Raw genomic sequence first — 23,813 nt, forward strand, 5'->3', positions numbered from 1 at the left:
CGATCCAGTCATTCAGCCCCAATGCCGATAAAATGGACGCCGTGTCGCGGGTGGAGGGCATATGCCCCTTGATGGTCGCTACCGGCGCTCCCATCCACAGGCTTTCCATGGTCGAGGCGCCGCCGCTGGCGGTCAGGGGATCAAAAGTCATATCGACCTGGCCGTAAGCGGCAAGATGCTCGAACCATGAAGTTTTGCCGAGCATCATGATTCGTTCTTTCTCCACCCCGCGTGCGGCGAATTCTTTGACTATGCGCCGTTGCTGATCGCCGGAACTCATGGCTTCGTTCTTGATCAGGATCGAGGCGCCGGGGATCGCGGCCAATACGGCGCTCCACAGGTCCAGCGCCTGTTCGGACACTTTTGCCATCCTGTTGAAATAGCCGAAGGTGACGCCTTTGCCGCTTGCGGCGGGAGAAGGCGCGACCGGCGGGGCGTCGTCGGGGCACGAGTAGGCGATCACGCAGGGAAGATGGATGATCTCCTCGGTATAAAGTTTTTCTTCTTCCTCGGTCACATAGATCGGATCGGCGAACAGATAGTCGATGGTCTCCAGACCGGTTCCCAGGGCGTGTCCCCAGGCGGTGACCTGGAGCGGAGCAGGCTTGCGGGCGAACAAAAGCAGCCGGTTATCTCTGGAATGACCGGAAAGATCGACCAGGATGTCGATGCCGTCGTTACGGATCAATTCCGCCGCCTCGTCGTCGGACAGGCCGATGATTGACCGCCAGCCGTCAGTCGAGTCGCGGAAGCGCTCGGTCATGTCGTCCTCTTGCGCCGAGTTGGAATAGCAGATCGCCCGGAAGCGCGAACGGTCATAGTCGATCAGCGCCGGGGCGAAAATATAAGCGGCGGAGTGTCTTCTGAAATCAGCCGAAACATACCCCACGCGCAAACGCCGCTCAGGATCAGGATCGTTGCCGTGGGGGCGAATTTTCCCGGCCATGGGCCTGGCGTAAAGCTCCCCCCAGCGCCGGCGTTCCTGCTGGGCCTGGGCGAGGCCGGCGCCGGGGTCGAAATCAAGGGCATAGATCAGATTGGAACGCGCCTCGACAAACCCCGGAGCGATGGCCAGGGACCGGCGAAGAGCGGCAACGGCTTCCACGGGCTTGCCCGTTTCGGCGAGGGTGTTGCCGAGGTTGTAATGGGCTTCGACGTAATCGGGCCAAAGGGCGACGGCTTTTTCGAATGACGTGACCGCTTCTTCGATGCTCCCCATGGCGACGAGGGCATTGCCCAGGTTATTGAAAGCCTCGGCGTAGTCCGGCTTGAGGGCAATGGCCTGCCGATAGGCGGCGACGGCCTCCGTCAACCGCTCCATCCCCTTCAGGACGATCCCCAGATTGTTATGAGCATCGGCGGAAGCGGGATTGAGGGCGACGGCCCGGCTCAGGGCGGACAGGGCGTCTTGCCGCCGCCCGCCCTGTTTCATCAAGGCGACTCCGAGATTGACGTGAGCTGCGGCGTCGTCCGCGTTCAGGGAGACTGATCGCTCCATCAGGGAAACCGCTTCCGCATGGCGACCCTTGCCCAGGGCCAGCACGCCCAGCAGATGAAGCAGATGGGGATTGTCGGGGCGATGGTTCAGAACCTGCCTGAAGCCGGCTTCCGCCTCGTCCATGCGTCCGGCCTGATAGTGGCCGAGGGCGGCGGTCATTTCCGCCTCGACATTGAAGTTGCCCTTGTCCTGACTTAGTTTCGCCTGCCGGCGGCGTAGCTTGCGGTTCATGGTCAGATCAGCCGGGCGCCCAATGGAGCGTAGTGTCAGCCGATGAGTGCGTCATACTTTGCATGGCTTCCTATCCAAAACCACTGAACGCCCTCTTCAACGGGCATCCCAAGCGCACGGTAATAGAGACCAATACGAACGCTTCGAAACTTCCCGGAACAGACCGGCTTGAAATGTAACGACGGGTGAGATGGGTTTTCGTTGAGCAGAGCGTAGTTGCGTAAAGCAAGGTGCCGAATTTCGGGCGGCAGAGACTCAAAGCAACGCCAGAATCTGGCTGAAGCAAAGTGCTTCAAAGCTCGCGAGACGCACCGCTACGATACTCAGCCAATGCTTCCTCAGCCAGGGCATCTAATTTTCCGGCGACCGCATCGGACTCAATCTGTGCGTCCCAAGCGGTAGCATCGAATTCCAAGAACCAGCGACGGAACTCGGCAAGATCAGCGAGCGGAAGCTCCTGAACCGCATTTTCAATGGCTTCGACGGTTGACATGTCAATTCTCCAAAGAGCTTGCTAAACCGATATTCCCCGGATGAACTTTATTTTAGAGCAAAACATTAGCCCTCCGGGGCGCTCTTGGCAATATCGGGTTAGTTGTGAAGCCGGGCGCCGGCGGGCAGCGGATAGCCGCGCAGGAAATCTTCGGCCATGGTCGGCTCCTTGCCCGCCCTTTGCAGTTGCTTGAGGGTGAGCGTTCCGCTGCCGCAGGCCACCGTCAGCTTGTCATCGATTACGGCGCCGGGTTCGCCGCTTCCCTTGCCGGTCTTTGCCGCCAGCACCTTGATCCGCGTTCCTTGATGCTCAAACCAGACGCCGGGCCAAGGGTTGAGCGCCCTTACCGTGCGTTCCAGCTCATCCGCCGGTAGAGTCCAGTCCAGCCGTCCCTCGTCGCGCTCCAGCTTGTGGGCGTAGGTTACGCCTTCGGAGGGCTGGGGCGCGGCGGTCAGGCTTTTGTCGGCTATTCCCGCCAACGCCTTGACGATCAGCCGCGCTCCCATTTTTGACAGGGTATCGTGCAGGTCTTGAGCGGTGGTTTCAGGCGTGATCGGGGTTCTTTCGGCAAGCAGGATGGGGCCGGCGTCCAGTTCTTTCACCAGCCGTATGACGGCGATGCCGCTTTCGGCGTCGCCGGCCATGATCGCCCTTTGGATGGGGGCCGCCCCGCGCCAGCGCGGCAACAGCGAGGCATGGATATTGAGGCAGCCGAAGCGGGGTGCGTTAAGAATGGCGTCGGGCAGAATCAGGCCGTAGGCGGCGACTACGGCGACGTCGGCGGCCAGGGCGGCGAAGGCTTTTTGTTCGGCTTCGCCCTTGAGACTTTTCGGCGTCAGCACCGGCAATCCCCCGGACTCGGCGAAGGCGTGGACGGCGGAGGGGCGTTCTTTGTGGCCGCGTCCGGCGGGCCTGGGCGGCTGGGAATAAACGCAGGCGATATCGTGTCCGGCATCCGACAAGGCCGCCAACGCCGGAACCGCGAAATCGGGACTCCCCATGAAGATCAGACGCATCACCCGGCTTCCGCTTTTTGCAGCTTTTTTATTTTGGTCAGCTTGCGCAGGATGATGTTGCGCTTAAGAGCCGATATATGGTCAACGAACAGCGTGCCTTTCAAGTGGTCCATTTCGTGCTGGATGCAACGGGCGAGCAGGCCGTCGGCTTCGATCTCCCGCGTGCTGTCGTTGCGGTCCAGATAGCGCACCCGCACTCGGGCGGGGCGGGTGACCTCGGCGAACTGATCGGGCAGGGACAGGCAGCCCTCTTCGTTGCATACTTTTTCCTCTGAGACCCAAACCGTCTCGGGATCAGCCATGCACAAGGGGGCCGGTTTTTCTTCTTTCTTGGCGATATCAATGACAATAACATGCTTATGTACGCCCACCTGGGGCGCCGCCAGACCGATGCCCTTGGCGGCGTACATGGATTCCAGCATGTCGTCCATAAGCTTTTGCACTTCTTTATCGACGCGCCGCACAGGCAGGCATTTGTTTTTCAGGCGTGGATCGGGGGCGATGATTATGGGCAGCTTGGTCATGAATCCTCGTTAGTCCTTGTAATGTCCGCATAGGGTGGTTTTTTTATGTAGTGGAACTAACTTAGGGTAATCGGGTGAATGTCTCCCTGGTAACGGGGGCGTCATTTACGACGGCCTTTCCTGTCCGTGAAAAAGTTTACAAGATTATTCTATGGATATCTCAAGTCAATCCGGTACGAATTGATTCATGACCAAAAAACAAAAGCTCGAACTGGCGTGGATCGGCAAGGAAAACCTGCCCAAGGCGCCGCCCAAACTTGGTCAGCAAGAGTTGTTCAGCCCTGTCTCACGCGAAGGCGCGAAGACGCGAAGACAAGAGGAGGGGTAAGCCGCCATGCGGATTGAAAAAACGGAGGGCGTCCGGCGGATCGTAAATGGCCATAATAACTTTGCGCCTTTGCGCCTTCGCGTGCATCCTCATGATGGGGCAAAACAATGAGCGGCGGCGAGTTGATCCTCTACACTACCGAGGACGGGGCGACCGAGATTCAACTGCGGGCTATCAGCGGAACGGCTTGGTTAACCCAGGAGCAGATGTCCACGTTATTCGACCGCGAGCGTTCCGTCATAACCAAGCATATCGCAAATGTGTTCGCCGACGGTGAACTCGTTGAGGAAAGCAATGTGCAAATTTTGCACATTGCCCATTCCGACAAGCCGGTCAGGCTCTACAGCCTGGATATGGTCTTATCTGTCGGCTATCGGGTGCGCTCCGAGCGGGGAGTTCAGTTCCGGCGCTGGGCGACCACGGTCTTGCGGGAATATCTGGTCAAGGGTTTTGTCATAAACGACGAACGCCTGAAAGACCCGAAGTTCGATTATTTTGACGAACTATTGGAGCGCATACGGGACATCCGCGCCTCGGAAGCCCGGCTCTACCAGAAAGTACGCGATATCCTGACCCTGTCCGTCGATTACGACGCCAAGGCCGATTCGGTCCAGACCTTCTACGCCACCATCCAGAACAAGATGCTTTACGCCGTCACCCACCACACCGCCGCCGAACTGATCGCGGCGCGGGCCGACGCGAATGCACCGAACATGGGGCTGACCAGTTGGAGGGGTGGGCGGGTGCGCAAGGCCGACGTGACCACCGCCAAGAATTATCTAGGCGAGGCCGAGATCAAGGAACTGAACCTGATCGTCACCATGTTCCTTGATACCGCCGAATTGCGCTCGACGCGCCGCCAGGAAATTCATTTGTCCGAATGGGAGCCGATCCTGGACGGCTTTCTTAAATCCAACGAACTGCCCATGCTTCGTAATGCCGGGCGCGTCTCGGCCAAGCAGGCGGAAAAGATCGCCAACGAACGCTACACCATGTTCGATACCCAGCGGAAAGAGGCTGAACGCCGGGCTTCTGAGGAAGCTGACGAACTGGAGGAACTGAAGCGTATCGCCGATTCGGCCCAGACCGCCGGCAAAAAGCGCCTGTCTTCCGGCAAGAAGGGGGACAAACGATGAGTGGTCCGAATTCCAGGCATATCAACGCCATCGGGGGCGACATGAACATTCCCGCATTTCGATAATTTTATCGCAACCCGTTAGTCCTTGATTTATGAGTGTTATTAACCATTATCCTGAGACCATGAACAAGATTACAAGATATATTCTGAAGCAGCTTTTCGTCGGGATGGTCATGGTCACCTCGGTCCTGACCTGCATCATTTGGCTGTCTCAGTCTCTGCGATTCATCGAAATGATCGTCAATCGCGGACTGTCGGCCGGCACTTTCACTTATCTGACCATGCTTTTACTTCCCAATTTTTTATCCGTTATTTTGCCTATCGCTTTATTCACTGTTGTCGTGTTTGTTTACAACAAGCTCATCTCCGACCGCGAACTGGTAGTCATGCGGGCGGCGGGCCTAAGTCAATTCGCCTTGGCCAAGCCCGCCCTTATTCTGGCTTCTTTTATTGTCATTTGCGCTTATGCCCTGAATCTTTTTCTGGTTCCGCAGTCTTACCGGATGTTCCGTGAGCTGCAATGGGATATTCGTTACAGCTATTCGCATATTCTGCTTCAGGAAGGCGCTTTCAACACTATTTCCAGCGATGTCACCGTTTATGTGCGTGAGCGCACAAAAGACGGACAGCTTCTCGGCGTTCTGGTGCACGATCAGCGCAACCCGGAGAAGCCTTACAGCCTTTTAGCCGAGCGCGGCGCCATGATCGAGGGGGATGACGGCGCCCGCGTCGTTATGTTTAACGGCAACCGTCAGGAGATAGACACCCAAACGCATCAACTGTCTATCCTGTATTTTGACCGCTATATTTTCGATATGATTCTGTCCGGCAACAAGGCGGGATTCCGTGAGCGTGAACCACGAGAAAGAATGATCGGCGAATTGTTTAACGTGGCGAACGATGAAACCGTTCCCTTTGTCCAACACGGCAAGCACATCGCAGAAGCCCACAAGCGTCTGGCGTCGCCATTGTCTAATTTCGGACTCACCCTGGCCGGGTTGGCGTGCCTTATTTCCGGAGGATTTTCAAGGCGCAGCCAAGTAAACCGCGTGGTGCTTGCCGTAGGCATAATGGTTATTCTTCAGGCGGGGGCCTTGGGCTTGGACAACCTTGTCGCCAAGGAAACAGGATTGGTTCCCTTGATGTATGTTTACGCCGTTCTGCCTATCATATTCGGCTATTTTTTCATGGTATGGACGCCACGGCGGCGCGTCCTGTCCAAAGAACAGGGCGCCTGACAAAAAAATTAACCAATCCTTTCCATTTAGGGCTTACATAGGTATATTTTCAAATCCTTTTGTTCGCCATGCAGAATAGGGGGATTACGGCGTAAGCCGGATGGGCGCCGCGAGCCGGGCAGCTAGCGGACTGGGAATCCTGGGAGCCGAGGAACATTGAATTGCGACTATCGACCACCATGTCGGTTTATATCGGCCGCCACTTTCTAGTGAGTTTTGTGGGGCTGTTTATGATGTTCCTGATGTTGATCCTGTTGTTCGACATCATTGAACTGTTGCGCCGGTCCGCCACAAAACCTGACGTTACTCTCTCCGTGGTGGTTGAGATGGCCCTGATGAAGCTCCCCCACATGGGTCAGAAAACCTTTCCCTTTGCCGCCCTGTTCGGCGGAATGCTGGCTTTCTGGAGGCTGACGCGGCACCAGGAGTTGGTGGTGGCCAGGGCGGCGGGTGTTTCCGCGTGGCAGTTCCTCTTGCCGGTTCTGGTCCTCTCGGCCGCCCTCGGCGTCCTTAAAATCATGGCGCTTAATCCTCTGGCGTCAGCCACCCTTGCGCGGTTTGAGCAATTAGAGACCATTCACATGAAGGGCCAGAGGAGCTTTCTTGACATTTCATCTTCGGGGTTATGGTTGCGCCAAGCCACCGAAAATGAGCAAGCCGTCGTGCATTCAAAAAGCGTCCTGCAACAGGGCGTTGATGTTGAACTGCATGACGTCATTGTCTTTCTCTACGGAGATAGAGACAAATTCAAAGGCCGTATCGACGCCGCCTATGCGCGTCTGGAGGACGGGTTCTGGCACATGCGCGACGCCTGGGTGCATGATCCCGACAAGAAACCGAAATTCGAGAAGGAATTTTGGCTGGAAACAGACCTTACTCTGGCCACTATCCAGGATAATTTTGCGCCTCCCGAGACCATGTCATTCTGGAATCTCCCCGGATTCATCGAGAATTTGGAGAATTCCGGTTTTACGGCGGTCAGGCACCGACTTCATTTGCACACCCTGTTGTCCATGCCCCTGCTGATGTGCGCCATGATTCTTATTGCTGCCACGTTTACTTTGCGCCACTCCCGCCGAGGCGGAACCGTATTTGTTATTTCGGGCGGCGTGATGACCGGATTTATTTTGTATTTTTTTTCCGATCTTATGTTCGCTCTCGGTCTTTCCAACAGCATTCCCGTGGTTCTCGCCGCCTGGACTCCTTCCGGAGTAAGCACTCTGCTGGGGCTGACCATGGTGCTGCATCTTGAGGATGGATGAGGGACGGCATGGTGAAATTCCGCTTCATTATCCTTGGGATATTTTGTTTGTTGACCGTGGCGTCGCCGGGGCCTCGTTTCGCGTCGGCGGCGGATGCTCCGTCGGCTCCCGATTCGAAACCTGAGGATGTTCCCATCGAATTGACCGCCGACGAGGTCAGCAATGATCAAAATCTCGGCATCGTCACCGCAAGAGGAAATGTTGAAATTTCCAAGGACGGGCGGACGCTGATTGCCGATACCGTAACCTACAACCGAAAGGCCGATATCATGACGGCGTCGGGCAATATCACCTTGCTGGAACCATCCGGCGACACGATGTTCGCCCAATACATGGAACTATCCGGCGACATGAAGGACGGAATTATTGAGAGCCTGAGCATCCTTCTCAAGGATCATTCACGCATAGCGGCCAACGGCGGACGGCGATCAAACGCCAATATTCTGGAGATGAGCAAGGCGGTATATTCTCCCTGCAAGCCCTGCGAGGATGACCCGAACAAGGCGCCGCTGTGGCAGGTCAAGGCGGTCAAGATCGTTCATAACCAGGCCCGGCAATCAGTGGAATATTCAGACGCCGTGCTTGAAATCGCCGGGGTGCCTGTGGCCTACACCCCGTATCTTTCTCACCCCGACCCGACCGTCAAACGGCGTAGCGGTTTTCTTACGCCGGGCATTGGGGGGTCTTCCGACCTTGGGTTCGTCGTGCGTACGCCTTATTTCTTTGCCCTTGACGAACATAAGGATTTGACGCTCACGCCGATGATAGCGGCCAACGAAGGTCCGACGATGATAGGAGAGTATCGTAACCTGATGAACAAGGGGGAATTAAAGGGGAAGGCCAGCGTAACCTATGATTCCAATCATGATATGATCGGCCATATCGCCGGCAAGGGGCGCTTTAATATTGATGATTCCCTGCGCTGGGGCTTTGACGCCAACCGCATGGTCGGCGACAGGTATCTTCACCGTTACGGATTCATTTCCGACAATACGCTGCCGGGTTCCACTAACTCTCTCACCACCAACCTGTTTACCGAGGGATTCCGCAAGCGTAACTACGCATCTTTTAACGCCTATACTTTTCAGGGCCTTAAGGACGGGGACACCCGTGGGGTAAAACCGTACGTTTTGCCCATGCTTAACTACAGCCATGCCGGCGAGCCGGGGCGTCTGGGCGGTCGAACCAATCTTGATGTCAGTTTATTGGCGTTATCACGCACTGCGGGCGCCGATTCGCGCCGGCTTTCGGTCGGCGCCGGTTGGCAGGCGCCTTATTTGGGGCCTCTCGGCGACAGCTACAAGCTGTCGGCGTCGTTGCGGGGGGATGCCTATCATGCAAACCAACTGTTGCGTGAGGATACCAAAAGAGAATACAGCGGGGCCTCCGGGCGCGTCCTGCCTGAAGTAAGACTCGACTGGAGCTATCCCTTTATTAAGAGAGACGGGGCTTCATCTTACCAGATCATTGAACCTGTCATGTCGGCAATCGCCAGTCCCTACGGCGGCAATTCGACAAGAATCCCCAATGAGGACAGTCTGAATTTTGAATTTGACGACACCAACCTGTTCAGCTCCAGCCGTTATTCCGGCATTGACAGGGTCGAGAGCGGGCCGCGCATCAACTACGGCCTCAAATGGGGCGTTTACGGGAAAGGCGGGGGCAGCACGTCATTGCTTGTCGGGCAAAGCTACCGGGTAAAGAACGACGACAGCATGCCGCTGGATTCGGGAATGGATGCCCACTTGTCGGACTTTGTAGCCAAGGTTCAAATCTCACCGGCAAGTTATATGAACCTTCTTTATCGCACCCGCTTTGACAAGGATAATCTCAAGGTGCGACGTAACGAATTATCTGTAACGGCGGGCGTTCCGGCCTTTAATATAAATACTGACTATGTCTTCTTTGATCATCAAAGAGACGGCCAGTTTTCCGGCCGTGAAGAAGTTTCGTTCGGCGTGAATTCCAAATTCAACCGCCTTTGGAAGGGGAGCGCCAATATGGTGCGTGATCAGACCGGCGAAGGCCTGCGTTCGGTCGGCCTCAACCTGACCTATGAGGATGAGTGTTTCTTGTTGGCGAGTGATCTCTCCCGTTCATTTTTCCGTGATCGCGATCTGAGGCCCAACAACGCCATCATGTTCAGGGCCATGTTCAAGACCCTGGGAGAAGTAACAAGCGGCATCACCAAGAGCCAGTAGCGCAGTAGCGACATGAGAATAATTTCGCTTAAAATCCTTTTTTTAGCCATCCTGCTTGTCAACGTCAGGGCGCAAGCGCAGGAGTCATTGCATATCGCCGCCGTGGTTAACGACGATGTCATTTCCGTTTTTGACCTTGATGAGCGGCTTTCCCTGGTGATGGCTTCGTCACAATCAATTAATGATCCGGAAGTCCGCAGGCGTCTCGCACCGCAAGTGCTGCGCGGCCTGATCGACGAGAAATTGAAGCTTCAGGAAGCTAAACGCCTGAGCGTTACCGTCAGTCAGGAAGAAATCGACGATGCCCTGGACTCAATGGAAAAAAGGAACAATTTGCCGAAAGGGGGACTCAATAATTTTCTCAGGCAAATAGGCCTCGGCAAAGGGGCGTTGGTCTCTCAGATCGAAGCCGAAATCTCCTGGGCCAGAATCGTCGGCTTTTCTTTTAACTCCACCATTCGCGTCAGTGATGAGGAGATTAACGAAAAACTGGCCGAATTCAAGGCGAATGCGGGAAAACCTGAATTGCTGGTGGCCGAGATACTGCTCCCCGTTGAGACCCCTGAAAATGAGAAGGAAATGCAACTCCTTTCCAACCGGCTGGCTCAGCAGATTGCTGCGGGGAACAGTTTTGAGGCCTTGGCGCGGAGCTTCTCGCAAAGCGCTTCAGCGGCGGCGGGGGGCGCTATCGGATGGATCAAGCAGGGACAATTGGGAAGCGCTCTTGACAATGCCCTTGCCAAACTTAATCCGGGAGGCGTCACTCCGCCTATCCGCACGATAGAAGGCTACTATATTTTCAAACTTATCGACCGCCGGGCCGGAGCGAGCGAAACGGCTGAAGACGTGGTTGTATCTCTTCGGCAGCTTTTTATACCTTTGCCCAAGAACGCGACTCGTGAGGAGGAAACAAGCCAGATGCAGTTGGCCGCGACCATGAGCGAAATGGCCGCCTCCTGCGCCGAAATGGATTCCCTGGGTAAGGAATTAAGATCGCCGATGTCCGGCAACCTGGGAAAAGTCAGCGTAAACAAGCTTCCTGAACCACTGAGGCAGACGGTTTTAAACCTGCCCCTCAACAAAGCCGGTCCGCCCATGCGTAACGACCAGGGAATTATCGTCGTCATGGTTTGTGAACGTGAAGGAAGCGCGGAAACCTCCGCCGATGCGGATCGTGAAATGATCAGGCAGTCGCTTTTTGCCCAGCGTTTGGATATTGCCGCACGCCGTTATTTGCGCGATCTGCGCAGTTCGGCTTTTGTGGACACCAGAATATGACACCTTCTTATGGGGGCGGGGGCGGCAAACCGCTGGCGCTGACCATGGGAGAGCCGGCAGGCGTCGGCGGCGAGATCACCCTCAAGGCCTGGTTGCGGCGCAGGGAAGGGGTTCCTCCGTTTTTCGTTGTCGATGATGTGAAACGACTTGAGGAATTAGCCGGAAAACTTGGACTTGAGGTGACTGTCGCCGCCATCGGCGCCCCGGAGGAGGCAACAGCCGTCTTTCTTTCAAAACTTCCCGTATGGCCTCTGTCAATGGCGGTCAAGGCGCGTCCCGGCGAACTGAATCCCGATAATGCCGCCGCCGTCCGCTCGTCCATCGAGATTGCCGTTGCTTTCGTCCGTTCCGGCGCCGCCTCGGCGGTGGTCACTAACCCTATACATAAACAGTGCATGTACGAGGCCGGCTTTAACTTTCCCGGTCATACCGAATTTTTGGCCGATCTCGCCGGGATCAGTACGCCGCCGGTGATGATGCTGCTTTGCCCGGAGCTGCGCGTGGCGCCGGTAACCATTCATGTCAGCCTGAACGAAGCCGTCAGGTCCCTTACCGCCGAGGCCATAGTAACCATGGCGGTAATTGTCGAGGCGGCGTTGCGGCGCGACTTTTCCATTGCCGAACCGAGGCTGGCGGTGGCCGGGCTTAATCCCCACGCCGGCGAAGGCGGCGCCATGGGCGACGAGGAAATAAAGATCATCGGGCCGGCCGTCGTCGAACTTCAGCGCCTCGGCGTCAAGGCATTCGGACCGGAACCGCCCGACACCTTGTTTGACGCCCGCGCCCGCAAGACTTATGACGCCGTTATCTGCATGTATCATGATCAGGCTCTGATTCCGATCAAGACCATTGCCTTTGATCATGCCGTAAATGTCACCCTCGGCCTGCCGTTTGTCCGTACTTCGCCCGACCACGGCACGGCGTTGAATATTGCCGGTTTCGGCAAAGCCGACGAGACGAGCCTGATTGCCGCCCTCAAGCTGGCCGCCGACATGGCTCATCATCGGGCTGTTAATGACTGAAACCTTGCCGCCGTTGCGTGAAGTGATCAGGCGCCACAACCTCGGCGCCAGACGCTCGCTGGGTCAGCATTTCCTTCTCGATCTGAATTTGTGCTCCCGCATCGCCCGCGCCTCCGGCGACTTGTCACAATCCAATGTCATCGAGATCGGGCCGGGGCCGGGCGGACTGACGCGGGCGTTGCTTGAGGCCGGCGCCGCCGTCGTTACCGCCATCGAACTGGATGAACGTTGCGTCGCGGCGCTTGAAGAGCTTGTCCCGGTTTATCCGAAGCGCCTTCGCGTGGTGAAGGGCGATGCCCTGGGAATGGATATCCCGGCGCTGGTGAGCGCCCCCCGGCGGATCGTCGCCAACCTACCTTATAACATAGCCACTCCCTTGCTTATAAGGTGGCTCAAACAGATCGCCGATTTTGAGAAATTGACGTGCATGTTCCAGCGTGAGGTTGCCGACCGCCTTGCCGCCCATCCAAGAACCAAGGACTACGGCAGGCTGTCGGTGATGACTCAATGGCTGTGCGAGGTGCGTCACGAATTCAATGTTTCCAGGGAAGCATTCACCCCGCCGCCTAAGGTGGCAAGCAGCGTAGTGACCCTGACCCCACGCCCCCGGCCTTTGGCGCCCGCCGGCTGGGACGCCATGGAAACGGTAACCAAAGCCGCTTTCGGACAAAGGCGCAAGATGCTGCGCTCAAGCATCAAGGCGCTAAATCTGGACATGGAAAGTCTGGGGATCAACCCTGCCGCCCGAGCCGAGGAACTGGATATTGAACAATTCTGCGTTCTGGCCCGCGCCCTGGAAGCGTCCCGGCAATGAGCGCATAAAAAAAGCTGTTTTTTCGACGATAATTTGTTAGTTTCCGGGGCGCAGGTTATCCGGCGTTCAATTATGTGAGAAGTTAACATGGCCACGAGCGCCGATTTCCCCTTATCGGACATAAAACTGCTCGACTGGGAAACCATTTTCGAGGGCCGGGACGACGGCATAATCATTATGCTCGAAAGCGCCAGATCGGTGGGCGCTCTCAGGAAATGTACGCACCTCATCATTCAAAAGCTGTTCACCCGCAAGGACGATGAACCGATCAGGATATCCTACGAAAAAGCCCTTGACGAGTTGCTGCCGGACGGCATTGCCGCCGTTGCCGGCGGGGCTGAATTTGAGGATAAAAAAAATAATATCATCACGCTTCTGCGCGACATCAAAGAGGAGCGCAAACGCAAGCTTAAACAGCACGAGGCCAAGTTGGCCGAGGAAACCGCCGCCGCCGTTTCAACCCGCCGCGAGCCTGATCCCGATCCCGGACCTTCCCCGGAAGAGATCATCGAAACGGCAACGGTGGAGCCGGTCAGAAATGCCGATATCGACAAGATTTTTGCCGACGCCTTGTGGGAGGTCATCAGCGCGCGCCTCAATATTTTGCAGAATGGCCTCCCCAAGTCGCCGATGAAGGCCGAAAGCCTGCCTTTTATCCTGTCCAGGGCCTTCAGTTTGAGATTCGAGGAAATATTAAGGGAGTATTTCGTCAAGGAAATGGTCCAGAATTGCCGGGGCATCATCACCAGAACCTGCGCCTTGCCCGCTGATAAACAGATGGAATACATGCGTGAAAGCTTCGAGGACAAGAAGGGGCGCGAACTGCTTTGGAATACCTGGCGGAAGGTTTGGGACGACATAACCCTGGAAAAGGACATGCCGGAGAAGCCGGAAGAGAAACAAAAGAGCCTGATGAACATCCTTAAACGGGAAAAGAAACCGGCGGCCTGGGAGAAGAAAACGTTGACCATTGAGGAATGGAACAAGGAGGCGGTCGAAATCCAGGCTTCCAACAAGCGGACGCGCCGGGTGTGGGGCCTTCTTCTGGAGGACACCGGGGCCTATCAGCCGCCGCGTGAGGAGGACGGCGTCATGCTGAAAGAGATGTTCGGAAAAAGCGCCGCCGGCATCAAGAAGCAAATCGACGCTCTGCGCCAGATCGTTCAACAAGGGGGCAACATCGGCAAGGCTTTTGACTCCTACCATCAGGGCAAGAATCTGGAGCTGTCTCTTCTTGCCGCAAGTTATCAGTATCCCGAGCTGTTCCTGAGCGGGAATCCCTCGATTCTAAAGAACATGCTGGGAGGACTTTCGGATTCCCACATACGCTCCTGTATGCCGCTGATCGTAAGATACCTTTCCGGCTACCTTTAGGGTATCGAAGAGGGAATTATCAGCCTCTGTGTTTTGACCACAGAGAACACAGAGGTTTCACAGAGAAGATTAAGCAGAGTTTTTTCTGTTGTTTATTTTACCTTTCTTCTCTGTGCCTTGCTCCGTGATCTCTGTGTACTCTGTGTTTCATAAAACGGCGTTTCTTTCAGTCAACGCGCCGGGAGTTAGAGCGGGTAGTTGCAACAACTTTCCACCTCCTTCGTAAGGAGGGGGAAAGTGCGTGGTTCCGGTACGCCGCTACGATCAAATCAGGCTTCGGCGTCGATCGATGGGGAAGAGTCGGGGCGCAGGGAAATCCGTCGTGGAGCGGGTCTCAGCGGAATCATCCCCCCTCCCTTGAAGTAGTGGAAAGCCGCCGCCAACGCGATATGGGCAAAGATCGCCGCGCCGGCGAAAGCGGCGAGACCCTCATGGAGATCGTCATCGCCCCCGAGGCCGAAGGCCAGCCAACCGGAAATGGCCGAGGCCCCGATGACGACAAGAAGAACCACCGCCATCAATCCTTTGATTGCTTTCTTGGCTTGTTCCGACAGAGGCATCTTGTTATGTGAGCCGCTGTGCGGGGCAAACCCCAGCGCCAACGGCGAGCCGGAAGGAACAACGAGGCCGATCATGACCCTGATGATGATCGTCGCCAGCACCACCACCCCGGAAAAAAGATGCATGTCATAGCTGATCTCGGCGGTCAGGAAAGCGATTAACAATCCGCCCGACAACACTCCGTGCCAGACCATAAGGAAGGATAACTCGGCGCGGTTGGGTTTACGCGAGGCCACGGCGGATCAGTCGTCGTCGCGGCGTCGGTCGCCATGGTCGTCATCGCCGCCGTGATCGCGACCGCCATAGCCGTAACCGCCGTTATCGGTTCGGCCGTCGCCATGGCTCTGAACGCCGTAACCGACGGCGCCGTAGCCGACGTAGGTTGCTCCCGCGCTCCCGCTGTAGAGGGCGTAAGCGCCGGCGCCGCAGGCAATCACCACGGCGAACACCAGCGTCATAATAACGGTTTTCAGCATCACGGCCTTGTTCTCCAAAACAAGTTCTTAAGACAGGGGATATTGTATGGAACCCACTATGAACGACATCTTAACAAAACCCGTGTGGCGAAATAATGGCAAAATCATCCAGCAAAGCAAAGACTTCAAACATGGATAGACAGGATATCCAGGATGGATTGCTTCGTCTTGCTTCGCCGCTCCGCTTCTCGCAATCCTCGCAATGACGGCGCTGAGGGAGAAGGTCCCGCAAGAAATTAATCCTTGCATTTGGCCGATTTATCGGATATGTTCTTATGTTGTTCCCATAAATGGGGCGGTTGCGGATGTTGGACCGTAACAGCGGCGGGAGTGGGCAAAATGACGACAAATGACGACATTTTACGGCTTTTTTGGTAGTGGTTTTGTTTGATATCAATGACTTAAGGCCGATTCACCATGGTTAAGACCGCTATAAACGTGATTAAAACATCATTTAACGTGGTTAAAACGCCTCGTCTCCGCCCCTGTTGTAAAATCCGTTCATACCCCTTAAAACTGCTGATTAATTCGCCGCATATCTGAACAGGGGGAGGGGGACCGGACATGGCACGGAACAAGATTGCGCTTATCGGCGCCGGGAACATCGGCGGGACGCTGGCTCATCTGGCGGGGCTGAAGGAGCTGGGCGATATCGTTCTGTTCGATATCGTTAAAGGCGTTCCCGAGGGCAAGGCCCTGGACCTGGTCGAATCATCCGCCATCGAAGGCTTTGACGCCCTTGTTTCCGGAACCGGGAACTACGCCGCCATCAAGGGCGCCGACGTGGTTATCGTTACCGCCGGGATAGCGCGCAAGCCGGGGATGAGCCGCGACGACCTGATCGGCATCAACACCAAGGTCATGATCTCGGTCGGCGAGGGCATAAAGAAAAACGCTCCCAACGCCTTTGTCATCTGCATCACCAATCCTCTGGACGCCATGGTGTGGGTGCTGCAAAAGGCCTCGGGCCTGCCCAGGAACAAGGTGGTGGGCATGGCCGGCGTGCTTGATTCGGCGCGTTTCCGCTATTTCCTGTCCGATGAGTTCAAGGTCTCGATTGAGGATGTCACCGCCTTCGTGCTGGGCGGCCACGGCGACACCATGGTGCCGTCGCTGCGTTATTCCACCGTCGCCGGCATCCCTCTGCCCGATCTGATCAAGATGAAATGGACCACCCAGAAAAAGCTGGATGCGATTATTCAGAGGACACGCGACGGCGGGGCCGAGATCGTCGGCCTGTTAAAGACCGGATCGGCTTTCTATGCGCCGGCCAGCGCCGCCATTCTGATGGCCGAATCATACCTCAAGGACAAGAAAAGAGTGCTGCCTTGCGCCGCTTACCTGAACGGCGAATACGGAGTCAAGGACCTGTACGTCGGCGTGCCTTGCGTCATCGGCGCCAAGGGCGTCGAGCGAATCATCGAGATCAAGCTGGACAAGGACGAAAAGGCCAACTTCAATAAATCGGTGAAGGCGGTCAGGGTTCTGGTCGACGCCACCAAGGCGATAATGAAAAAATAACCCCTCAGGAATTTCGGAACAGTCACCCATGAACATTCACGAATACCAGGCCAAGCAATTGCTGGCGAAATACGGCGTTGCCGTACCCCAAGGCTCGGTCGCCTATACTCCGGCGGAAGCCGACGCGGCGGCCAAGGAACTCGGCGGCCCGATCTGGGTGGTCAAGGCCCAAATCCACGCCGGCGGTCGCGGCAAAGGCGGCGGCGTCAAGGTGGTGAAGTCGGTCGAAGACGCCCGCGAGGCCGCCAAGAAAATCCTCGGCATGACTCTGGTCACTCACCAGACCGGCCCTGAGGGCAAGCTGGTCAAGCGCGTCTACATCGAAGAGGGATGCAGCATCGCCCGCGAGCTTTACCTGTCGCTGGTGGTTGATCGCGCCCGCTCGGCGATCACCATCATGGCCTCCACCGAGGGCGGCATGGACATCGAAGAAGTGGCGGAAAAGACGCCGGAGAAAATCATCAGGGTAACCATCGATCCCGCCACCGGCATGTTGCCCTTTCACGCCCGCAAGGTGGCTTTCGGGTTGGGCCTGGAAGGCAAGCAGGTGGGCCATGCCGTCAAGTTCCTGCTGGCCGTGTACGACGCCTTCATCGATCTGGACGCCGGTCTGCTGGAGATCAACCCGATGGTGGTCACCACGGACGGTCAGATTGTGGCGCTGGACGCCAAGATGAATTTTGACGACAACGCCCTGTTCCGCCACAAGGACATCGAAGAACTGCGCGACGAGGACGAGGAAGACCCGACCGAACGGGAAGCCGCCCGCCATGAGCTTAACTACGTCAAACTGGACGGCAACATCGGCTGCATGGTCAACGGCGCCGGGTTGGCCATGGCGACTATGGACATTATCAAGCTGCACGGCGGCGACCCCGCCAACTTCCTCGACGTCGGCGGCGGCGCCACCAGAGAACGGGTCACCACCGCTTTCAAGCTGATCCTCGCCGATCCCAAGGTGAAGGGCATCCTGGTCAATATCTTCGGCGGCATCATGCGCTGCGACATCATCGCCGACGGCATATTGGCCGCCGCCAGGGAGGTCAGCCTGGGCATACCGCTGGTGGTGCGCCTGGAAGGCACCAATGTCGCGCAGGGCAAGAAAATACTCAATGAATCCGGGCTTGCCATTGTTTCCGCCGATAACCTGGGCGACGCCGCCCACAAGGTCGTCAAGGCCGTGAAGGAGGCCGCGTAATGGCTGTTCTCGTCAATTCCAACACCAAGGTTATCTGCCAGGGCTTCACCGGCGCGCAAGGCACTTTCCATTCCGAGCAGGCCAGCGCCTACGGCACCAAAATGGTCGGCGGCGTCACCCCCGGCAAGGGCGGCTCCCGCCACCTGGACCTGCCGGTGTTTGATACCGTCGCCGAGGCCGTAGACAAAACCGGGGCAGTTGCCTCCGTCATTTATGTGCCGCCGCCGTTCGCCGCCGACGCTATTCTCGAAGCCGTTGACGCCGGGGTTCCCCTGATCGTCTGCATCACCGAGGGCATCCCGGTTCTCGACATGGTGCGCGTCAAGCGGGGCCTGCGGGATTCCGGCAGTCGGCTGATCGGCCCCAACTGTCCGGGCATCATCACGCCGGGAGAATGCAAGATCGGCATCATGCCGGGACATATCCACAATCGCGGCAAGGTCGGCATCGTCTCCAGGTCCGGCACCCTCACCTACGAGGCGGTGGCACAGACCACGGCCGTCGGACTGGGACAGACCACCTGCATCGGCATCGGCGGCGATCCGGTCAACGGCACCAGCTTCGTTGATTGCCTGGAGCTGTTCCTTTGCGATAACGAGACCAAAGCCATCGTCATGATCGGCGAAATCGGCGGCTCGGCGGAAGAAGACGCCGCCCGCTTCATCAAGGAATCAAAAACCAGAAAGCCGGTGGTCGGATTCATCGCCGGCCTGACGGCGCCTCCGGGGCGGCGCATGGGCCACGCCGGGGCCATCATCTCGGGCGGCAAAGGCACGGCGGGCGACAAGATCGAAGCCCTGAGGAGCGCCGGGATTCACATCGCTGAATCGCCGGCTGAAATAGGCTCCACTATGGCCGGGGTTTTCAAAGGGTAATGCGCCGCTGGACTCTCCATGTTAAGCGTGGAATTATGGGGGCATGAGCAACGCTATTGCCTTGGATACGCACGCGGCTATCAAGCGCCTGATTAATGCCGGGTTCACCGAACGGCAGGCGGAAGCCGAGGTTTCCATCATCGCTGATCTGATCGAGGAGCGGTTAGCGACCAAGCGCGATTTGGCCGAACTTGAAGCGCACATGAAATCCGGGATTGAAGTTCTCAAGCGCGATTTGGCCGAACTTGAAGCGCGCATGAAATTCGAGATTGAAGTCCTCAAGCGCGATTTGGCCGAATTTGAAGCGCGCATGAAATCCGAGATTGAAGTCCTCAAGCGCGATCTCACGATCAGACTCGGCGGCATGATGGCCGGCTCGGTGGCCGTGATGGCCGTTTTGGTCAAGTTGTTGTAACATCGCGCCTATGAACTCCTTCAGGCGTGGAAGTTGGGGATCATGACATCATCAATCGATTCGTTTCTGACCGGAACCAACGCCACCTATATCGCCGAGCTTTATTCCCGCTACCTGAAAAACCCGTCGTCCGTTGACAACAGTTGGCAAGCCTTCTTTGCCGATCTCGGAGATGATAACCGTACAGTTCTCAATGAGTTGCGGGGGGCCGCTTGGGCGCCGTCGGCCGGCGGCGTAGTCGGCTGTAGTTTCGACGACGACGAACCATCCGCCGCTCCGTCTTTTCCGTCCGTGATCCGCCCGGAGTCGGGCGGCGGCAAAGAAGCGGCCAGGGACTCCATCCGCGCCCTGATGATGATCCGCACCTATCGCGTACGAGGCCATCTCATCGCCGACTTTGACCCGCTGGGGCTGGCGGGCAATGCCGATCACTCCGAGTTGGACCCCAGGACCTACGGCTTTGAAGAGGCCGACATGGATCGTCCTATCTTTATCGACCACGCCTTGGGCATGGAGACGGCGACCCCGCGTGAAATCCTGCATGTCCTGAAGCAAACCTATTGCGGTTCAATCGGCGCCGAGTACATGCACATCCAGGAGCCGGACGAACGCAAGTGGATACAGGACCGCATCGAGAGCATCCGCAACCAGACTCACTTCACCGTCAAGGGCAGGAAGGCCATCTACGAGAGGCTGGTCGAGGCCGAAGGCTTCGAGAAGTTCCTCAACATCAAATATCCCGGCACCAAGCGCTTCGGCCTGGACGGCGGCGAGTCCCTGATCCCGGCCCTGGAGCAGATACTGAAAAGGGGGAGCCAACTCGGCGTCAAGGAGGTGGTGTTGGGAATGCCGCACCGTGGCCGCCTTAACGTGCTGACCAGCGTCATGTGCAAGCCCTTCGTCGCCATGTTCGCCGAGTTCAAGGGCGTGTCCTCCAAGCCTGACGACGTGGAGGGATCCGGCGACGTCAAGTACCACATGGGTACTTCCGCCGACCGGACCTTCGACGGCAATATGATTCACCTGTCGCTGACCGCCAACCCGTCTCACCTTGAAGCCGTCAACCCGGTCGTCGTCGGCAAGGTGCGGGCCAAGCAGAATCTGCTCGGCGATGAGGAGCGCAGTCAGGTTATGGGGCTGCTGATGCACGGCGACGCCGCCTTCGCCGGCCAAGGGCTGGTGCCGGAAACCCTGGACCTTTCCGGACTGCGCGGCTACCGCACCGGCGGCACCATTCACTTCATCGTCAACAACCAGATCGGTTTCACCGCGATGCCGTCCAAGTCGCGTTCTTCGCCCTATCCCTCCGACATAGCCAAGGGAGGGCAGACCCCCATTTTCCACGTCAACGGCGACGATCCGGAAGCGGTGGTTCATGTGGCGCGCATCGCCGCCGAGTTCCGTCAGGAGTTCAAGCGCGACGTGGTCATCGACATGTTCTGCTATCGCCGCCACGGCCACAACGAGGCCGACGAGCCGATGTTCACCAATCCCATCATGTACAGCGCCATCGCCAAGCACCCGACTACCGTCGAGATTTACGCCAAGCGGCTGGTCGCCGACGGGGTGATGACCGAGGAAGAAGCCGAGGCCGTGGCCGATGATTTCCATAAACGCCTGGAGGGCGACTTCAAGGCCGCCGAAAGCTACAAGCCCAACAAGGCCGACTGGCTGGAGGGCAAGTGGAAAGGACTGGTCCATTCCCCCGGCGACGAAGAATATCATGAGGACGACACTTCGGCGCCGATGGAACTGCTGAAAGAGGTAGGCATGGCGATCTCGCGGCCTCCCGAAAATTTCAACGCCAATCCCAAGATTCTCCGTCAGCTTGAAAACAAGCGCAAAATGATCGAGTCCGGCGACGCCATCGACTGGGCCACCGCCGAAGCGCTGGCCTTCGGAACCCTGATGGTCGAAGGGACGCGGGTCAGGCTTTCCGGCCAGGATTCAGGGAGAGGCACATTCTCCCAGCGCCATTGCGTCCTTGTCGATCAGGTCAACGAGGAACGCTATTTCCCCTTGAGCAACATCCGCGAAGGCCAGGCCTCATTCGAGGTCATGGACAGTCCGCTGTCGGAGGCCGGGGTGCTCGGCTTTGAATACGGATATTCCCTGTCCGACCCCAACACCCTGGTGTTGTGGGAGGCCCAGTTCGGCGATTTCGCCAACGGCGCCCAGATGATAATTGACCAGTTCATTGCATCGGGCGAGACCAAGTGGCTGCGCATGAGTTCGCTGGTCTTGCTGTTGCCCCACGGCCACGAGGGTCAGGGGCCGGAACACTCATCGGCCCGAATGGAGCGTTACCTGCAACTGTGCGCCGAAGACAATATACAGGTGGTCAACATCACGACGCCGGCCAACTATTTTCACGCGCTGCGCCGCCAGCAGCGGCGGAACTACCGCAAGCCGCTGGTGGTCATGGCCCCCAAGTCATTGCTGCGCCATAAGCTGGTGGTCTCCAAGATGGGGGAAATGGGTCCGGGAACCAAGTTCATGAGGGTGCTGCCGGAAAAGGATCGCCTGGAGGACAGGAGCGTGCGCCGGGTGGTGCTGTGTTCGGGCAAGGTCTACTATGATCTTTTGCAGGAACGCCGCGACCGGGGCGTCAGTGATGTGGCCATCGTCCGCGTCGAACAGCTTTATCCATGGCCGCGCCGTCTGGTGACGCAACAGCTTACGCGCTACCACAATGCCGAGGTGGTGTGGTGCCAGGAAGAACCGGCCAACATGGGGGCATGGTCGTTCGTCCAGCCCCGGCTGAACTTTATCCTCGAATCGCTCGGCGGCAAGATCAGGAAGCCCGTTTATGCCGGGCGCATCGCCTCCGCTTCGCCGGCGACCGGCTCCGCCAAGGCTCACGCCATGGAACAGACCGGCCTGATTGAACAGGCTCTGGCGACTAATCTGGATTTAATACCCCAACCTTTTATGCCCGTTTGCAAAAAAACCTGAAACCGAGGAAATCATGACGACGGAAATCAAAGTGCCGACCCTGGGTGAATCGATCACCGAAGCGACGGTGGCCAAATGGTCCAGGTCGGTCGGCGACGCGGTAACTCTCGACGAGCCGCTGGTGGAGCTGGAAACCGACAAGGTGACGGTCGAGGTCAACGCGCCGGCCTCCGGAATCCTGAGCGCCATCGCCGCCCATGAGGGCGCCGATGTAAAAGTCGGCGCCTTGCTCGGCTCGATAACCGAGGGCGACGCCCCGGCCAAACCGGCGCCTCAAAACAAGGCCGCGCCCAAAGCCGCCGCCGAGAAGACTCTTGCCCCGGCGGTTCGCAAGCTGGTTGCCGAGCACGGCCTGGAAGCCTCCGCCATCTCCGCTTCGGGCAAGGACGGACGGCTGACCAAGGGCGACGTGCTGGCTCACATTGAAAAGCCGGTTCAGCATCCGCCTCGGACGGACAGCAGACGCGAGGAGAGGGTGCGCATGACGCGGCTGCGCAAGATGGTCGCCTCCCGCCTCAAGGAAGCCCAGAACACGGCGGCCATGCTTACCACTTTCAACGAGGTGGACATGACCGCCCTGATGGCGCTGCGGGCTGTCCACAAAGATGCCTTCGAGAAGAAACACGGCGTCAAGATCGGCTTCATGTCGCCGTTCGTGAAGGCTTGCGTAACGGCCCTGCGCGAGTTCCCCGGCGTCAACGCCGAGATCGACGGCGACGACATCGTCTACAAGAATTACTATGACATCGGCGTTGCCGTCGGTTCGCCCCAGGGGTTGGTGGTGCCTGTGGTGCGCGACGCCGACACGCTCAGTTTCGCCGGCATCGAAAGCGCCATTCGCGCCTACGGCGTCAAGGCGCGGGACGGCAAGCTGTCGATGGATGAAATGCAGGGCGGCACCTTCACCATCACCAACGGCGGCATCTTCGGCTCGATGCTGTCGACGCCGATCATCAACAGGCCCCAGTCGGCGATCCTCGGCATGCACAACATCGTCAAGCGCGCCATGGTCATGCCTGATGATTCAATTCGGGCCCGCCCGATGATGTATCTGGCCCTCAGCTACGACCACCGCATCGTCGACGGCCGCGAGGCGGTGTCTTTTCTGGTCCGCGTCAAACAATGCATCGAAGACCCCCAACGCATCATGCTGGATATGTGAGGGGTATTAATCCACATAGCGTAATTCCGGTGGTCACTCTCCCGAGCCTATAATGCGGGGTCGCGCAACAGCGCCCCAAAGGGCGAACATAGGAGAGTGACCATGGTCGAATATGTAGGATTTGATGTTTCAAAGGAAGAGACGAGTTTTTGCGTAATGGATGTGACCGGAAAAATATTGGCGCAAGGCAAGGCGTTGAGCGATCCGCAATCCTTGTTCAAGGCCTTGCGATC

The 23,813-nt window shown here is 57.5% G+C and carries 19 protein-coding genes and 1 pseudogene (1 of these 20 running past the window's edge); 14 read left to right on the forward strand and 6 right to left on the reverse strand.

What is annotated here, in order from left to right:
• The 4 genes and pseudogenes from A3H92_04000 to A3H92_04015 form a co-directional block, all read right to left on the reverse strand.
• Positions 1–1,729: pseudogene (locus A3H92_04000) on the reverse strand (hypothetical protein) (it extends 158 nt beyond the left edge of the window).
• Positions 1,730–2,021: 292 nt separating this feature from the next.
• Positions 2,022–2,222, reverse strand: coding sequence for a hypothetical protein (locus tag A3H92_04005; protein ID OHC75154.1), 201 nt, complete (start codon positions 2,220–2,222; stop codon positions 2,022–2,024).
• A gap of 98 nt (positions 2,223–2,320) precedes the next feature.
• The gene (locus tag A3H92_04010; protein OHC75155.1) at positions 2,321–3,238 is read right to left on the reverse strand and encodes a methionyl-tRNA formyltransferase; all 918 of its coding nucleotides are present in this window, start codon (positions 3,236–3,238) and stop codon (positions 2,321–2,323) included.
• The gene (locus A3H92_04015; GenBank protein OHC75156.1) at positions 3,238–3,762 is read right to left on the reverse strand and encodes a peptide deformylase; all 525 of its coding nucleotides are present in this window, start codon (positions 3,760–3,762) and stop codon (positions 3,238–3,240) included. Before A3H92_04015 ends, A3H92_04010 begins: the two co-directional genes overlap by 1 nt.
• Positions 3,763–4,197: 435 nt before the next feature.
• Here A3H92_04015 and A3H92_04020 point away from each other — a divergent pair, with 435 nt between their 5' ends.
• The 8 genes from A3H92_04020 (at position 4,198) to A3H92_04055 (ending at position 14,417) form a co-directional block, all read left to right on the forward strand.
• A complete protein-coding gene (locus A3H92_04020; GenBank protein OHC75157.1) occupies positions 4,198–5,226 on the forward strand; it encodes a hydroxyacid dehydrogenase in 1,029 nt (342 codons plus the stop codon).
• 124 nt (positions 5,227–5,350) lie between these two features.
• Positions 5,351–6,466, forward strand: coding sequence for an LPS export ABC transporter permease LptF (locus tag A3H92_04025; protein ID OHC75174.1), 1,116 nt, complete (start codon positions 5,351–5,353; stop codon positions 6,464–6,466).
• Between the two features lie 161 nt (positions 6,467–6,627).
• Complete coding sequence (locus A3H92_04030) at positions 6,628–7,728, forward strand: LPS export ABC transporter permease LptG (GenBank protein ID OHC75158.1); 1,101 nt, start codon at positions 6,628–6,630, stop codon at positions 7,726–7,728.
• Complete coding sequence (locus tag A3H92_04035; protein OHC75159.1) at positions 7,725–9,929, forward strand: hypothetical protein; 2,205 nt, start codon at positions 7,725–7,727, stop codon at positions 9,927–9,929. The genes A3H92_04030 and A3H92_04035 overlap by 4 nt, the downstream gene beginning before the upstream one ends.
• A gap of 12 nt (positions 9,930–9,941) precedes the next feature.
• A complete protein-coding gene (locus tag A3H92_04040) occupies positions 9,942–11,207 on the forward strand; it encodes a hypothetical protein (protein OHC75160.1) in 1,266 nt (421 codons plus the stop codon).
• A complete protein-coding gene (locus A3H92_04045) occupies positions 11,204–12,229 on the forward strand; it encodes a 4-hydroxythreonine-4-phosphate dehydrogenase PdxA (protein OHC75161.1) in 1,026 nt (341 codons plus the stop codon). Before A3H92_04040 ends, A3H92_04045 begins: the two co-directional genes overlap by 4 nt.
• A complete protein-coding gene (locus A3H92_04050; protein OHC75162.1) occupies positions 12,222–13,043 on the forward strand; it encodes a 16S rRNA (adenine(1518)-N(6)/adenine(1519)-N(6))-dimethyltransferase in 822 nt (273 codons plus the stop codon). The genes A3H92_04045 and A3H92_04050 overlap by 8 nt, the downstream gene beginning before the upstream one ends.
• 87 nt (positions 13,044–13,130) lie before the next feature.
• Entirely contained in the window at positions 13,131–14,417 is a 1,287-nt protein-coding gene (locus tag A3H92_04055) for a hypothetical protein (protein ID OHC75163.1), read from the forward strand.
• 269 nt (positions 14,418–14,686) lie between these two features.
• Here the strand turns inward: A3H92_04055 and A3H92_04060 are convergent, their stop codons facing one another.
• Together A3H92_04060 and A3H92_04065 are read right to left on the reverse strand one after the other, a co-directional pair.
• Positions 14,687–15,214, reverse strand: coding sequence for a hypothetical protein (locus A3H92_04060; protein OHC75164.1), 528 nt, complete (start codon positions 15,212–15,214; stop codon positions 14,687–14,689).
• Positions 15,215–15,220: 6 nt separating this feature from the next.
• Entirely contained in the window at positions 15,221–15,472 is a 252-nt protein-coding gene (locus A3H92_04065) for a hypothetical protein (GenBank protein OHC75165.1), read from the reverse strand.
• A gap of 546 nt (positions 15,473–16,018) precedes the next feature.
• Here A3H92_04065 and A3H92_04070 point away from each other — a divergent pair.
• The 6 genes from A3H92_04070 to A3H92_04095 are packed head-to-tail and all read left to right on the forward strand — an operon-like array spanning position 16,019 to position 23,580.
• A complete protein-coding gene (locus A3H92_04070) occupies positions 16,019–16,975 on the forward strand; it encodes a malate dehydrogenase (GenBank protein OHC75166.1) in 957 nt (318 codons plus the stop codon).
• 28 nt (positions 16,976–17,003) lie between these two features.
• On the forward strand, positions 17,004–18,173 hold the full coding sequence (locus A3H92_04075; protein OHC75167.1) for a succinate--CoA ligase subunit beta: 1,170 nt from the start codon (positions 17,004–17,006) through the stop codon (positions 18,171–18,173).
• A complete protein-coding gene (locus tag A3H92_04080) occupies positions 18,173–19,048 on the forward strand; it encodes a succinate--CoA ligase subunit alpha (protein OHC75168.1) in 876 nt (291 codons plus the stop codon). Before A3H92_04075 ends, A3H92_04080 begins: the two co-directional genes overlap by 1 nt.
• A gap of 43 nt (positions 19,049–19,091) precedes the next feature.
• Positions 19,092–19,463 (forward strand): hypothetical protein, encoded by a 372-nt coding sequence (locus A3H92_04085; GenBank protein ID OHC75169.1) that lies wholly within the window; start codon positions 19,092–19,094, stop codon positions 19,461–19,463.
• Between the two features lie 42 nt (positions 19,464–19,505).
• Entirely contained in the window at positions 19,506–22,418 is a 2,913-nt protein-coding gene (locus tag A3H92_04090; GenBank protein OHC75170.1) for a 2-oxoglutarate dehydrogenase E1 component, read from the forward strand.
• A 13-nt stretch (positions 22,419–22,431) separates the two neighbouring features.
• A complete protein-coding gene (locus A3H92_04095) occupies positions 22,432–23,580 on the forward strand; it encodes a dihydrolipoamide succinyltransferase (protein OHC75171.1) in 1,149 nt (382 codons plus the stop codon).
• The last annotated feature ends 233 nt before the right edge of the window (positions 23,581–23,813 follow it).

It is taken from the genome of Rhodospirillales bacterium RIFCSPLOWO2_02_FULL_58_16, assembly GCA_001830425.1.
Taxonomy (GTDB): Bacteria; Pseudomonadota; Alphaproteobacteria; order Rhodospirillales; family 2-02-FULL-58-16; genus 2-02-FULL-58-16.

Bases quoted from the DNA above. Each gene is read 5' to 3' on its own strand.
- A3H92_04040 (OHC75160.1), top strand. From the start codon at position 9,942: ATGAGAATAATTTCGCTTAAAATCCTTTTTTTAGCCATCCTGCTTGTC.
- A3H92_04005 (OHC75154.1), bottom strand. From the start codon at position 2,222: ATGTCAACCGTCGAAGCCATTGAAAATGCGGTTCAGGAGCTTCCGCTC.
- A3H92_04070 (OHC75166.1), top strand. From the start codon at position 16,019: ATGGCACGGAACAAGATTGCGCTTATCGGCGCCGGGAACATCGGCGGG.
- A3H92_04020 (OHC75157.1), top strand. From the start codon at position 4,198: ATGAGCGGCGGCGAGTTGATCCTCTACACTACCGAGGACGGGGCGACC.
- A3H92_04045 (OHC75161.1), top strand. From the start codon at position 11,204: ATGACACCTTCTTATGGGGGCGGGGGCGGCAAACCGCTGGCGCTGACC.
- A3H92_04090 (OHC75170.1), top strand. From the start codon at position 19,506: ATGACATCATCAATCGATTCGTTTCTGACCGGAACCAACGCCACCTAT.
- A3H92_04075 (OHC75167.1), top strand. From the start codon at position 17,004: ATGAACATTCACGAATACCAGGCCAAGCAATTGCTGGCGAAATACGGC.
- A3H92_04010 (OHC75155.1), bottom strand. From the start codon at position 3,238: ATGCGTCTGATCTTCATGGGGAGTCCCGATTTCGCGGTTCCGGCGTTG.
- A3H92_04015 (OHC75156.1), bottom strand. From the start codon at position 3,762: ATGACCAAGCTGCCCATAATCATCGCCCCCGATCCACGCCTGAAAAAC.
- A3H92_04085 (OHC75169.1), top strand. From the start codon at position 19,092: ATGAGCAACGCTATTGCCTTGGATACGCACGCGGCTATCAAGCGCCTG.
- A3H92_04080 (OHC75168.1), top strand. From the start codon at position 18,173: ATGGCTGTTCTCGTCAATTCCAACACCAAGGTTATCTGCCAGGGCTTC.
- A3H92_04025 (OHC75174.1), top strand. From the start codon at position 5,351: ATGAACAAGATTACAAGATATATTCTGAAGCAGCTTTTCGTCGGGATG.
- A3H92_04095 (OHC75171.1), top strand. From the start codon at position 22,432: ATGACGACGGAAATCAAAGTGCCGACCCTGGGTGAATCGATCACCGAA.
- A3H92_04035 (OHC75159.1), top strand. From the start codon at position 7,725: ATGAGGGACGGCATGGTGAAATTCCGCTTCATTATCCTTGGGATATTT.
- A3H92_04055 (OHC75163.1), top strand. From the start codon at position 13,131: ATGGCCACGAGCGCCGATTTCCCCTTATCGGACATAAAACTGCTCGAC.
- A3H92_04050 (OHC75162.1), top strand. From the start codon at position 12,222: ATGACTGAAACCTTGCCGCCGTTGCGTGAAGTGATCAGGCGCCACAAC.